15 protein-coding genes are annotated in these 13,010 nt (G+C 27.0%); all 15 read left to right on the top strand.

The genetic code is table 11. The features are described from left to right. Positions 1–2 precede the first annotated feature (2 nt). The 15 genes from ACUN06_RS01470 (at position 3) to glmM (ending at position 12,639) form a co-directional block, all read left to right on the top strand. Positions 3–797, top strand: a complete 795-nt coding sequence (locus ACUN06_RS01470; RefSeq protein WP_294382922.1) for a motility protein A — start codon at positions 3–5, stop codon at positions 795–797. 10 nt (positions 798–807) lie between these two features. Next, complete coding sequence (locus ACUN06_RS01475; RefSeq protein WP_291732751.1) at positions 808–1,509, top strand: OmpA/MotB family protein; 702 nt, start codon at positions 808–810, stop codon at positions 1,507–1,509. Positions 1,510–1,518: 9 nt separating this feature from the next. Beyond that, on the top strand, positions 1,519–1,920 hold the full coding sequence (locus tag ACUN06_RS01480) for a flagellar biosynthetic protein FliO (RefSeq protein WP_294125552.1): 402 nt from the start codon (positions 1,519–1,521) through the stop codon (positions 1,918–1,920). After that, entirely contained in the window at positions 1,917–2,588 is a 672-nt protein-coding gene (fliP, locus tag ACUN06_RS01485; protein WP_291732748.1) for a flagellar type III secretion system pore protein FliP, read from the top strand. Before ACUN06_RS01480 ends, fliP begins: the two co-directional genes overlap by 4 nt. Positions 2,589–2,599: 11 nt before the next feature. After that, positions 2,600–2,869, top strand: a complete 270-nt coding sequence (gene fliQ / locus ACUN06_RS01490; RefSeq protein WP_291732746.1) for a flagellar biosynthesis protein FliQ — start codon at positions 2,600–2,602, stop codon at positions 2,867–2,869. A 2-nt stretch (positions 2,870–2,871) separates the two neighbouring features. Continuing rightward, positions 2,872–3,636 carry a flagellar biosynthetic protein FliR gene (locus tag ACUN06_RS01495; protein WP_449389991.1) on the top strand — a complete coding sequence of 255 codons (765 nt, stop codon included), beginning with the start codon at positions 2,872–2,874 and terminating at the stop codon, positions 3,634–3,636. 28 nt (positions 3,637–3,664) lie between these two features. Further along, positions 3,665–4,732: a flagellar biosynthesis protein FlhB gene (gene flhB / locus ACUN06_RS01500; protein ID WP_294162755.1), complete on the top strand. Its 1,068-nt coding sequence runs from the start codon at positions 3,665–3,667 to the stop codon at positions 4,730–4,732. Positions 4,733–4,743: 11 nt separating this feature from the next. Continuing rightward, positions 4,744–6,795: a flagellar biosynthesis protein FlhA gene (gene flhA / locus ACUN06_RS01505; RefSeq protein ID WP_294125542.1), complete on the top strand. Its 2,052-nt coding sequence runs from the start codon at positions 4,744–4,746 to the stop codon at positions 6,793–6,795. A 15-nt stretch (positions 6,796–6,810) separates the two neighbouring features. Next, the gene (locus ACUN06_RS01510) at positions 6,811–7,527 is read left to right on the top strand and encodes a sigma-70 family RNA polymerase sigma factor (protein ID WP_291732739.1); all 717 of its coding nucleotides are present in this window, start codon (positions 6,811–6,813) and stop codon (positions 7,525–7,527) included. 11 nt (positions 7,528–7,538) lie between these two features. Continuing rightward, entirely contained in the window at positions 7,539–8,297 is a 759-nt protein-coding gene (locus tag ACUN06_RS01515; protein WP_294368104.1) for a flagellar hook-basal body complex protein, read from the top strand. Positions 8,298–8,306: 9 nt separating this feature from the next. After that, entirely contained in the window at positions 8,307–9,065 is a 759-nt protein-coding gene (locus tag ACUN06_RS01520) for a flagellar hook-basal body complex protein (protein ID WP_294162758.1), read from the top strand. A gap of 15 nt (positions 9,066–9,080) precedes the next feature. Continuing rightward, the gene (locus tag ACUN06_RS01525) at positions 9,081–9,965 is read left to right on the top strand and encodes a flagellar motor switch protein FliM (protein WP_303188603.1); all 885 of its coding nucleotides are present in this window, start codon (positions 9,081–9,083) and stop codon (positions 9,963–9,965) included. Between the two features lie 13 nt (positions 9,966–9,978). Then, positions 9,979–10,242 carry a flagellar motor switch protein FliN gene (gene fliN, locus ACUN06_RS01530; RefSeq protein WP_291735566.1) on the top strand — a complete coding sequence of 88 codons (264 nt, stop codon included), beginning with the start codon at positions 9,979–9,981 and terminating at the stop codon, positions 10,240–10,242. 493 nt (positions 10,243–10,735) lie between these two features. Beyond that, positions 10,736–11,044, top strand: a complete 309-nt coding sequence (locus ACUN06_RS01535) for a YerC/YecD family TrpR-related protein (RefSeq protein ID WP_294368109.1) — start codon at positions 10,736–10,738, stop codon at positions 11,042–11,044. Positions 11,045–11,295: 251 nt separating this feature from the next. Then, positions 11,296–12,639 (top strand): phosphoglucosamine mutase, encoded by a 1,344-nt coding sequence (glmM, locus tag ACUN06_RS01540; protein ID WP_294368112.1) that lies wholly within the window; start codon positions 11,296–11,298, stop codon positions 12,637–12,639. The last annotated feature ends 371 nt before the right edge of the window (positions 12,640–13,010 follow it).

Here is a 13,010-nt window from a genome sequence, read left to right on the forward strand (position 1 = left end):
ATATGAAAAGAAGTGATATATTAACGCCCATTGGGATGTTGCTAGGGATAGGTCTTATAGTATTTGCAATATCACAAGGTAATGTTGGCTTAGCAGGATTTTATGATTTAGTATCAGTAATAATTACTATTGGTGGTTCTTATGCAGCACTTCTTATTACTTTTTCACTTGATGAAGTTAAGATGATGGGGACAATTTCAAAGGGATTATTTAAAACTCCTTCAATGAATAAAATTGATGTAATAAATCAATTTAAAGAAATTTCAATTAAATCAAGAAAAGATGGATTGCTTGCATTAGAAGCTGATATTGAACAAGTAAAAGATGATTTTATGAAAACTGGATTAGAATTAGTGGTAGATGGTATTGAAGGTGATTTAATAGTTGAAATCTTAAATAATAATATTTCAGAAATTGAGGGAAGATATTCAAAAGGGGCAAAAATGTACAAAACATGGGGTTCATATGCTCCAGCATTTGGTATGATAGGTACACTTGTAGGTCTTATACAAATGCTTGCAGAGCTTGATAACCCAGATAATATAGCAAGTGGTATGGCAGCTGCACTTATTACTACTTTCTATGGTGCATTATTAGCAAACTTAATTTTAAATCCATTAGGATTTAACCTTGAAAATAAAGGGCAAAGAGAAGTTGAAAATAGAGAAATGATGTTAATTGGTATTTTAAGTATAAAAAATGGTGATTCTACAAGAGTTTTAGAAGAAAAGTTAAAAAGCTTCTTAAACGAAAAAGAAAAAGTAAAATATGAAAAAGAATCAAGCAAGGATAGTTAGTTAGAGTAATATGGCACGTAAAAAAAAGAAACCAGATGATATTAATACCAATGCATGGATGGACACATATGCGGATACAATAACATTATTATTAACATTTTTTATACTGCTTTATTCATTTTCAACTACAGATAATGAAAGATTACAACTTATTGCAGCTGCATTAAAGGGAGAAATAACAGGAATACCAATGAAGCTTGAAAATACTCCAGATATTTCACTAGAAGATATAGAACAAGGTATAGGGGAAAAAAGTCCTTATAGTATTTTGGTAGATAAAATACAAGAAATAATAGATAAAAATGCATTAACTGATTCTGTTAAAGTAAGAGAAGAAGATTCGGGAGTTGTACTTCAATTAAGTGAAAATGTGCTTTTTGATTTAGGAAAGGCTGATTTAAAACCTGAAAGTATTAAAGTTTTAGATATAATAAGCACTTTGATTCCTTCAATAAGTAATGAAATAATGGTTCAGGGACATACAGATAATATTCCTATAAGTTCTGGTACATATAAATCAAACTGGGAGTTATCAACTGCAAGAGCAATAACAGTATTAAGGTACTTTATTGAAACAAAGGGGTTTGACCCAACTAGATTTTCAGCAACAGGATATGGAGAATATAAGCCTTTAGTAGATAATTCTACGGAAGAAAATAGAGCTATTAATAGAAGAGTTGATATATTAATAGTTCAGCAAAAGGAGAAATAAATTAAATAAATGAATAATACATTTTTAGAATTTATTATTAATTTAATTGTGTTAGTTCCAGTTGTGGTGCTATTAATATTTATTTCATTGAGACTTAGCAAAAAGAGCCTGAGCAAAATAGGTTCAGGCTCTTATGTTAAGGTATTAGAAAAAATTAATTTAAGTAAAGATATATGTTTATATGTAATTAAATCTGGAAATACAGGATGCATAATAGTAACATCAAATAATAATACACAAGTAATCAAAAAGTTAAATGAAGATGAAATAAATGAAATAATAGAAATGAAAAATCAACACAATGATTTAAGCTATTTAAATAACTTAGATTTTAGCAAAATATTAAATAAAAAGATGCTAAGTGATAAAGTATTAAAAAATAAAATATCAAAGAAAAAAGGGAAAAGATGATGGACATATTAAGTCAGATTTTAGATAATGGTTCGGAATTAACAACTAATATGCAGATGTTTTTATTAATGACTGCTCTTATGTTTTTGCCAACAATAATATTTATGATGACTAGCTTTGTAAGAGTAATAATTACATTTTCATTTATAAAATCTGCATTAGGGGCTCAGCAATCTATTCCAAATCAAATATTAGTTGGATTAGCAATGTGCATAACTTTATTTATAATGAGTCCTGTTATGAACAAAGTTGCTGAAAATTCAATTAGGCCTTATATGAATCAGGAAATAACAATGCAAGAGGCATATGATGAGTTTAGGAAGCCAGTAGCAGAATTTTTACTTAAGCAAACAAGAGAATCAGATTTAGAGTTATTTGCAAAAAATTCTTCAATAGATACAACAAATCTTAAAGATGAAGAATTACCATTAAGCATTATAGTTCCTGCATTTGCAATAAGTGAATTAAAAACAGCATTCCAAATAGGATTTATAATATATATACCTTTTTTAGTAATAGATTTGGTAGTTTCAAGTACATTAATGTCTATGGGTATGTTTATGCTTCCACCAGCAATGATATCATTGCCATTTAAATTACTTTTATTTGTTATGGTAGATGGCTGGAATTTATTAATTAAATCATTAATAGAAAGTTTTAAGGTATAGGAGCATTATAAATGAATGAATTAGTAATAATGACAATAGTAAAAAAAGCATTGATTACAGGGGTTACAGTAGGTGGTCCAATATTAATTATATCTTTAGTAGTAGGGCTTATAATAAGTATCTTTCAAGCAACAACACAAATTCAAGAGCAAACTTTAACGTTTGTACCAAAGTTAATTGCAATAATATTAGTTTTAGTTTTAGGTGGACCTTGGATGTTAAATAAACTTGTTATGCTTACAAATGAATTATTCCAAAGTATATCAACTATAGTTAATTAAAAATGATATACGTATTTTTCAGAATAACAGCATTTTTTTTAGCAGCAGGTATTATTTTTCCAAATGGTACACCAAAACTATTTAAAATTTGTTTCTCATTATTATTATCGGCAATGATTGCAATTAATTTAGATATAAATGTAACAATTAAAAATTTTTATGAATTGATAATATATGGAACAATGGAAACTATAAATGGATTGGTATTAGGTTATATGGTATCTATTTGTTTTTATATTATAAAAATGGTAGGGAAATTAATTGATGGACAAATGGGATTATCTATGGCAAGTACATATGACCCTAACACTCAATCACAAGCTACCTTAATGGAAAATTTAATATATTTTGTAGGTCTAGTAGTATTTTTTAGCATTGATGCACATCATATAGTAATAAATTCAATGCAAAATAGTTTTAAGATAATTCCAGTGGGGTATTCTATTATAGATTATAATTTTACATATATTTTAAACATATTTACTCAATATTTTATAATGGGGTTAAAAATGGCAATGCCTCTTATAGTAGTTTTAATTGTAACAGATATAATAACTGGGATAATATCAAGAAGTATTTCTGGATTAAATGTTATGATTATAGGAGCTCCATTAAAAATACTTGTTGGGATTATATTTTTATTAATAGCATTACCTTTTATATTAAATGGAATGAAGGATATGATTAAGCATTTAAAAGATGTTATAGAAGGAACACTAGTATATCAACAAAATATGATAATGGTATTAGTAAATAATTTATTTTAAATAAAACATTTATAGGGGGGAGATTATTTTGTCAGGAGATGATAAAACAGAACAGCCCACGCCCAAGAAGAAAAAGGATGAGCGGAAAAAAGGTAATGTAGTAAAAAGTAAAGAAGTATCAAATGCATTTACATTAATAGGTGCAGTAATGTGTATTTTTACAATGAGTGATTCATTAATTAAAAATTTAAAAATATATATAGCTTCAGTATTAACAATGAATTTTAGTAGTAATTTAAATGAAGTAGTGGCTCATGAGATATTTAAAGATGGTTTACTTAAATATGCAAAGTTATTTTTGCCAATGGGTGGTATAGTAATTTGCTTAGGTGTTATTTCACATATTATTCAAAGTGGAGTTGTAATAAGTAAAGAATCATTTAAACCTAAATTTTCAAAGTTAAATCCTGTAAATGGTTTAAAAAATATGTTTTCTCAAAAAGCTTTTGTTAATGCATTAAAAAATACAATACTTTTAATTTTATTATCTTACATTGGATATTCAGTAGTTAAAAAGAACTTTATGGATATTTTAAAACTAGAAAATGTATATTTTCCTTATTTAATATATGCAATATTTAATATAGTTAAGAAAATATTTAATGTTGCAATAATGATTGCTGTAGCAATTGCAGCTGTTGATTTTGCATATGAATTATATTCACACAAAAAGGGAATGAAGATGACTAAACAAGAAGTAAAGGAAGAATTCAAACAAGCAGAAGGGGATCCTAATGTTAAGTCACAAATTAAGCAAAAGCAAAGACAAATAGCTTCACAAAGAATGATTCAAAATGCTAAGGATGCAACAGCAATCATAACTAACCCTACTCATATTTCAATTGCAATTAGGTATGATAGAGAAAAAGATTCAGCACCAGTAGTAATTGCAAAGGGAGCAGATGTTTTGGCTATGAAAATTAGGGAAATAGCTAAGGAAAATGATATTCCAATGATTGAAAATGTACCATTAGCAAGGATGCTTTATAGAAAGGTTGAAGTTGACCAAGAAGTACCAGCAGAAATGTATCAAGCTATTGCTGAAGTACTAGTTGCTGTATACAAAATAAAAAATAGATATAAAAAGAATAAGTAGAGGAATTAGATATGGGGAATTTAAAAAATAGGTTAGATGTTTTGGTTGCCTTTGGTGTTATAGGGATAATATTAATGATTATCATTCCATTGCCTTCTTTTTTATTAGATATATTATTAGTTGTAAATATAACATTATCAGTATTAATCTTACTTATGACTTTATTTTCAACTAATATATTACAATTATCAGTATTTCCAACATTATTATTGGTAACAACATTATTTAGGTTAGGACTTAACTTGTCATCTACAAGACTTATTTTAGGACAAGGGTATGCTGGAAATGTAATTGAATCATTTGGTAACTTTGTTGTTGGTGGAAACTATGTGCTTGGGGTAATAATATTTTTGATAATAATTATTATTCAATTCGTAGTAATTACTAATGGTTCTGGAAGAGTATCAGAAGTATCTGCAAGATTTACATTAGATGCTATGCCAGGTAAACAAATGAGTATAGATGCTGATTTAAATGCAGGAATGATTGATGAAAAGACAGCAAGAAAACGTAGAAGAGAATTACAACAAGAAGCAGATTTTTATGGTTCTATGGATGGTGCTTCAAAATTTGTTAAAGGTGATGCCATTGCAGGGATTATAGTAACAGTAGTAAATATTTTTGCTGGAATTATAATGGGTGTAATGATGCTTAATATGGATTTTGCAACAGCAGCTCAAACATATATAAGATTAACTATTGGGGATGGGCTTGTAAGCCAAATTCCTGCACTTCTTATATCAACTGCAGCAGGTATTTTAGTTACCAGAGCTGATAGTGATGAAAGTGTTGCAAGTTTAGCTGGTCAACAATTAACAGCAATTCCAAAGGCGATAATGATAACTGGGGTAGTTTTATTTATTTTAGGTATTATGCCTGGATTGCCAACATTATCATTTTTTGCATTAGGTGGAGGTTGTGTTGGAATAGGGATAACCTTAAATAATAGTGAAAAGAAGGAAATTGAGGAAGCTGCATCAGAGGAAGCTGCTGTAGAAGAAGCTGCAGCTATAGCAACAGAAGTAGAAGATGTTACAGAATTGCTTAATGTTGAAGTTTTAGAAGTTGAAATTGGATATGGACTTATACCATTAGCTGATGAAAGTAGTGGAGGAGACTTATTGCAAAGAATTGCTTCAATAAGAAGACAATGTGCAATTGACATGGGAATAATAGTACAACCAATAAGAATTAGAGATAATCTTCAATTAGAACCTAATCAATATTGTATAAAAATAAAGGGAAATAAAGTAGCAACTTATAGTCTTATGCCTACTATGGTTTTATGTATGGATCCAATGGGCTTAGGTTTAGATTTAGAAGGAATAAAAGCTGTTGAACCTAGCTTTGGATTAGAAGCATTATGGATAAGCAAGGATAATATTGAAGAAGCAGAATTAAGAGGATATACAATAGTAGACCCATCTACTATATTAGTTACTCATTTATTAGAAATAATAAAGGAAAAATCTCATGAGCTTATGGGAAGAGAAGAAGTTAAAGCTATAATGGATGCAACTAAGGAAAAGTATAGTGTAATTGTTGATGAATTAATACCTGATATTATGACTTTAGGAGAAGTTCAAAAAGTATTACAAAATCTTCTTAGAGAAAAGGTAACAATTAAGGATAGAGTTACAATATTAGAAACTTTAGCTGATAATGCTGTAAATACTAAAGATATTGAGTTATTAACTGAATATGTGAGAATGGCATTAAATAAAAGTATTGCAGTTGACTTTGTTGATGAAAATAATACTATAACAGTTGCAACTTTATCAAATGATGTAGAAAGATTAATTGCAAATAATCTTCAAAAATCTGTTAATGGAACTTATCCAGCAGTTGATCCAGATAGTACTAATAAAATTTTTAATAGTATAAAGGAAATTATTGAAAGTACAGATTTTTATAATAATAGGCCTGTTATTTTGGTTTCTCCTAAAATAAGAGCACCATTTAGAAAACTAGTTGAAATGGTATTTCCTAATGTTTCTATATTATCATTAAATGAAATACCAAGTGATATTCAAATAAAAGCACAAGCAGTAGTAAATATATAGTGAGGAAGAGTTAAAATGCTTAATGAAAAAACTGAGGAATATATACTAGAAAATATGAATTTAGTAAGATATATGGCATCAAGGTATTTTACTAAGAATATTGGAATTGAATATGAAGACTTAGTTAGTTATGGAACTATGGGGCTTATAGAAGCTGCTAATAGTTATAAGGAAGATAAAAATTGTAAATTTTCAACTTATGCTTCATTAAAAATAAAAGCTGCAATTATTGATGAAATAAGAAGACATTCTCCAATTTCAAGAAGGGATGTTTCTAAGGTTAATGAATATAATTGTGCAGTAGAAAGTCTTCAAAATAAGTTATTAAGAGAGCCTAAGGCTGATGAAATAGCAAAGTATTTAAATATACAAAGTGAAGAAGTTAATAAAATTGAAAATACTATTAATTTAATGAGTACTACTTCTTTAGATACAGTTATTTTTCAGGGAAATAATGAAGTTAGTATTATAGATACTATAAAGGAAGATGACTCATTATCACCTGAAAGTATAATTGAAGAAAAAGAAAAGTTAGAAATATTAACTAAGGCAATTGATATGCTTAAAGAAAAGGATAAATTAGTTTTAGCTTTATATTATTATGAAGAGCTTACCTTAAAGGAAATTGGATATATTTTAGAAGTTTCTGAATCACGGGTATCTCAATTACATAGTAGAGCAATAGTTAATTTAAGAAATACAATAAAAAAATTAAACTATAAAATAAGTTAAGGAGGGGTAAAATGTTAAGAGGAATGTATACATCTATATCAGCAATGGTAAATTTACAAAGTAGTCAAACTGTAATAACTAATAATATTGCTAATGTAAATACAACAGGATTTAAGGAAGAAAGATTAATGTCTAAAACCTTTGATGATGTATTAATTAGCAATAATGATAGATATTCTAATGGAGTCGGTCATTATCAAGAGTTAGGTACATTAAATTTTGGAGTAAAAATAGATGAAATTAAAACTAATTATAATCAAGGAAGTTTAGTGGAAACTGAAAATCAAACTGATTTTGCTATAAATGGAAAAGGATTTTTTACTGTAAGAGATAATGAAGGAAATTTATTTTATACTAGAGATGGAGCTTTTAAGGTAAATAGAGATGGATATTTAGTAACATCATCTGGTTATTCTGTATTAAATTCAAATAACCAGCCTATATATGTTGGCAATAGCAGTGTATCAGTTGATACTAATAATAATGTTGTTTTATCATCCGGTGCAGTACATAGATTTAATATTGTAGATTTTCAAGATTATAATTCATTAAATAAAGTAGGTTCAAATTTATATACTGGTGAAGGTGCTACTGCTACAAATAATTATATAGTGAAAAATATGCAAATAGAAGGCTCAAATGTTGATATTATTCAATCAACAGCAGATTTGATGTCAAATTTAAGAGCATTTGAAGCAAATCAAAAGGTAGTACAAATTATGGATTCTACTTTAAGTAAAATAGCAAATGAAATAGGTACAGTAAGGTAGGTATAAGATATGTATGGTATTTTAAATGTAAGTAGAACTGGAATGAGTGCAACTCAAAATAAAATTAATGTTATTTCAAATAATGTAGTTAATGCAAATACAACTGGATACAAAAAATTAGAGGTTGGATTTGAGGATTTACTTAGAAATGGAATTTCAAAAGAAAGGTATCCAGTAAATGCTGATAATACTACAGTAGGTACTGGTGTAAAAAGCACTACGGAATTAAGAAATTTTACACAAGGTTCATTAAGAAATAGTGGTATAGCGACTAATTTAGCTATAGATGGAGAAGGGTTTTTTAGGGTAATTAAATCTGATAATACATATGCTTATACTAGAAATGGTGAATTTTCAATTGATGGAAATGGAAAGATTGTTGATGATTCAGGAAATATTCTTGATATTCAATTTATTAATGGGAAAAATTATGATAATTCTGGAATACAAGAAAATAATTTTTCTGTTAATAAAAAGGGTGAAGTTTATGTCAATGATGAAAGGATAGGAAATATTAATTTATATAAGGCCACTGGTGACAATGATTTTTTATCAACAGGTAATAATTTATTTATTATTAATGATGGAGCTCAAGTAATTCAAGCAAATGGAGACATACATCAAGGTTATATCGAAATGTCTAATGTAAATACAGCACAAGAATTTACTGATTTAATATCAATGCAAAGAGCTTTTCAATTAAATAGTAAGGGATTTAGTGTTGCTGATGAAATGTGGTCTATGATTAATAATTTACAATCTAGGTAAGAAAGAGGATAAAGCATGGATGATATAAGATTATATGATTTTAAAAAAAGTAAGAAATTCTCTTTAGAAAACATAAGAAATTTAACTGTTATGTGTGAAGAATTTTGTAAAACTTCAAATATGCAAATTAATTATGAAACTAAAAGCAATGATTTAAGAATGTCAGTAAATAAATCTATGCAAAGTACTTATGGGGAATTTATTGAAAGTATAGATAATGACAATATAGTAATAGAATACTCAATTTTACCAACTATATACAATTTAACTTTATTTATAGATAAAGTTGCAATTTTAAGTATTGTTGATTTATTATTAGGTGGAAATGGAAATATTGAAGATAAAGATAGAGAGCCAACTAATATAGATATAGAATTAGTAAAATATTTATTTAGCAATTTATTAACTAGAATGTATATGCCTATTCAACATGACAGAATTCAAATAAACAAAGTTTACACAAATAAAATTCAATATCAAAATCTTAATTCAAAAGATATGATTTTTACTTCATTAATAAATATATCATTACAAAATAATATAATTGGATATATGAGATTTTGTATTCCTTATGAAAGCACAAAGGATATAATAAATGATTTTAATACAAGAGGAGCAAATAGTAGCGATATTAAGGAGGAGGAAAGTGAAAGACATATTGAGGGTTATGAAATATATCCATATATAAAAAATGTTGATTTAAATGTAACTGCTCAATTAGGAACTGCCAAGGTAAGTATAAATGATTTATTAAATTTAGAGATTGGTGATGTTATAATTTTAGATCAAAAAATAAATGAAGACATTACAGTAAATATTGGTGATGCTAAAGCATATAAAGCTAAGCCAGGTATATTAGGAAGTAAAAATGGAGTAGAAATTACTGATATTATAAGGTAGGAGAGATATATATATGAATGAAAAAATATCTAGAGTTTTAGATATTCCAATAGAAATAACTGCTATTTTAGGTAGAACAAAAATGTCATTAAATGAAATTTTAGAATTAGGAAGAGGTTCTTTAATAGAGCTTGATACTTTAGAAAATCAAGAAGTTGAAATACTTGTAAATGGTAAAAAGGTAGCATACGGACAAGTTGTAATTTCTAATCAAAATTTTGGAATTAAAATTACTGAGGTTTTAGAACCAGAAGATTTAGTGAATAGTTTAAAATAATAAGTAAAATCTAATAATATTTAAAGTTACAATTATAAAAATCTCTTGAAAAATTTAGTTATTAAATTTTTCAAGGGATTAATTTTTAAAATAAGTTAAAGTGGATAAGATTAAGATATAATGTATAAAAGTATAGGATGTAAAAATTATATGAGAAGTAATATAGCTATAAAAAATAAACCTACTTTAGTTTCACAAATGCAAGGAGAATCTTGTTTTTCAAATATTAATTAGTTCTAATATAAAAGTAGAATAAGAAAAATATGAAAAAATAATTGATGAAGAACTTGTCGAAGAGGTAAATAATGTTTATAGTGGTATAGGAGAGTGTGGATTTTAGATGTAAAAAGTATTTATGATGAATACATGAAAAGAGAATTATTTTATAATGAAGATGAAAAAGAATATTAAACCAAGGAAAATTTTAAGTGCATGTTATTTTTAGTGTATTAAATTGTTAAAATAAAACATGTAAAAAAATAGGGGTGATTATATGAGTCTAAAGGATTTGGATTTTAAGGAAGACTTAGATATACTTTTTAATGCTATTTTAGAATTAAAGGATATAGATGAATGTTATAAATTTTTTGAAGATATAGCTACAATAAATGAATTAAGAGCAATTTCACAAAGATTATGTGTTGCAAAAATGCTTACAGATAAAAATGTATATACAGAAATAGCAGAAAAAACTAGAGCAAGTACAGCAACTATAAGTAGAGTAAATAAATGCTTAAATTATGGTCAAGGTGGATATGGATTAGTATTAGAAAGATTAAAAGCTAAGGAAGGTGAAAATTAGCTATAAATAATAATTAATATTTTGAAGTAAACTCGTTCCACTAGGAATATTGACTAAGAAGGCTCCCACTTCTATAAGTGGAGAGTAGTTCACCTAGTTTATTTTTAGACAAAATAAAATGTTAAATAGTTTATAAAATAAATTATTAGTTGAAATATAACTAAAGAATATTATATTGTAAAAAAACGGAATAAATACTATACTAATAAAGTAATGACTATATTTAAATTCAAAAGTGAGGTATTTTATATATGAGTAGAATGTTTGGAACAGATGGTGTTAGAGGTATAGCTAATACTGAACTAACAGCAGATTTAGCATATAGCTTAGGAAGAGCAGGAGCTTATGTATTAACAGAAGGTACGCATAAACCTAAGATTTTAGTTGCTAAAGATACAAGAATATCAGGAGATATGCTTGAAGCTGCATTAGTTGCAGGTATACTTTCAGTTGGTGCAGAAGCTGTAATATTAGGTGTTGTTCCAACACCAGCAGTAGCACATTTAACTAGACAATATAAGGCAGATGCAGGAGTTATGATTTCAGCATCTCACAACCCAGTAGAGTATAATGGAATTAAATTCTTTGATGGAAAAGGATATAAATTATCAGATAGTTTAGAAGATCAAATACAAGCTGTAATAGAAAGTGGATTTGAAGGTGTACCTAGTCCAGTTGGAGGAGATGTTGGAAGATCATATACAGAAGAAACAGCATTAAGAGAATATATTGATTATTCATTAAGCACAATAAAAACAGACTTAAAAGGTCTTAGAGTTGCATTAGATTGTGCAAATGGTGCTGCTTATAAAGCTGCTGTAAAGGCATTTAGAGCTTTAGGTGCAAGAGTATATGTAATAAATGATAATCCAGATGGAAATAACATAAATGAAAATTGTGGTTCAACTCACATGGAAGAGTTAATGGATTATGTTGTAAGAAAACAATGTGACATTGGATTTGCATTTGATGGAGATGCCGATAGATGTTTAGCTGTAGATGAAAAAGGAAATATGATAAATGGAGATTTCCTACTTACTATTTGTGCAAAAGCATTAAAAGAATCAGGTAAATTAAATGATGATACTTTAGTTGTAACAGTTATGAGCAATTTAGGATTAGATATTGCTGCTAAAAGAGAAGGGGTTAACTTAGTAAAAACTAAAGTTGGAGATAGATATGTTCTTGAAGAAATGCTTAAGAATAATTATGTATTAGGTGGAGAACAGTCAGGACATATTATATTCTTAGATCATAATACTACTGGTGATGGATTAGTTACTGCATTACAAGTTGCAGCTATTCTTAAAGAAAGTGGAAAATCATTTAGTGAATTAGCTGGAGTAATGAAGGAGTTACCACAAGTATTAGTTAATGCAAAAGTTCCAAATGAAAAGAAAAACATTTATTTAGAAGATGCTGAAATAATTGCAGCTATAAAAGAAGTAGAAGATAAATTAAATGGTGTTGGAAGAGTTCTTATAAGACCATCTGGAACAGAGCCATTAGTAAGAGTTATGCTTGAAGGTGAAAACCAAGAAGAAATAGATGAAATGGCACATAAAATTGCTAATTTAATATTAAGTAAAATATAATAAATATAAGTATTTTTGATTTAATGGTGTATTAAAATTAATTTTTTAGTTTTAATACACCATATTTTTATATATGGTAGAATATAAAATTTTTAAAATAATGAAATAATTGATACTGATTAATGTCAATACTTAAAATTTAAGTAGAGGTGATAAAATAGAATTTGTAAGTAGTGGTGATAGAGATTGATTTTAAGATTTAAAACTATAAAATTCTATATTACAAAATAGACATTATGATAGCTAATTTGATTTTTGAAAAATTATTAAAAATAATTAATGTTATGAAAAGATAAAAAATATTATTAATAAGTTAATAAGAATAAAATAAAAATACTAGATTATTAATAAATTTATATAAAAAATGGTTA

This window comes from Clostridium sp. ETTB3 (assembly GCF_053571985.1).

Bases quoted from the DNA above. Each gene is read 5' to 3' on its own strand.
- ACUN06_RS01470 (WP_294382922.1), top strand. From the start codon at position 3: ATGAAAAGAAGTGATATATTAACGCCCATTGGGATGTTGCTAGGGATA.
- ACUN06_RS01475 (WP_291732751.1), top strand. From the start codon at position 808: ATGGCACGTAAAAAAAAGAAACCAGATGATATTAATACCAATGCATGG.
- ACUN06_RS01480 (WP_294125552.1), top strand. From the start codon at position 1,519: ATGAATAATACATTTTTAGAATTTATTATTAATTTAATTGTGTTAGTT.
- fliP (WP_291732748.1), top strand. From the start codon at position 1,917: ATGATGGACATATTAAGTCAGATTTTAGATAATGGTTCGGAATTAACA.
- fliQ (WP_291732746.1), top strand. From the start codon at position 2,600: ATGAATGAATTAGTAATAATGACAATAGTAAAAAAAGCATTGATTACA.
- ACUN06_RS01495 (WP_449389991.1), top strand. From the start codon at position 2,872: ATGATATACGTATTTTTCAGAATAACAGCATTTTTTTTAGCAGCAGGT.
- flhA (WP_294125542.1), top strand. From the start codon at position 4,744: ATGGGGAATTTAAAAAATAGGTTAGATGTTTTGGTTGCCTTTGGTGTT.
- ACUN06_RS01510 (WP_291732739.1), top strand. From the start codon at position 6,811: ATGCTTAATGAAAAAACTGAGGAATATATACTAGAAAATATGAATTTA.
- ACUN06_RS01515 (WP_294368104.1), top strand. From the start codon at position 7,539: ATGTTAAGAGGAATGTATACATCTATATCAGCAATGGTAAATTTACAA.
- ACUN06_RS01520 (WP_294162758.1), top strand. From the start codon at position 8,307: ATGTATGGTATTTTAAATGTAAGTAGAACTGGAATGAGTGCAACTCAA.
- ACUN06_RS01525 (WP_303188603.1), top strand. From the start codon at position 9,081: ATGGATGATATAAGATTATATGATTTTAAAAAAAGTAAGAAATTCTCT.
- fliN (WP_291735566.1), top strand. From the start codon at position 9,979: ATGAATGAAAAAATATCTAGAGTTTTAGATATTCCAATAGAAATAACT.
- ACUN06_RS01535 (WP_294368109.1), top strand. From the start codon at position 10,736: ATGAGTCTAAAGGATTTGGATTTTAAGGAAGACTTAGATATACTTTTT.
- glmM (WP_294368112.1), top strand. From the start codon at position 11,296: ATGAGTAGAATGTTTGGAACAGATGGTGTTAGAGGTATAGCTAATACT.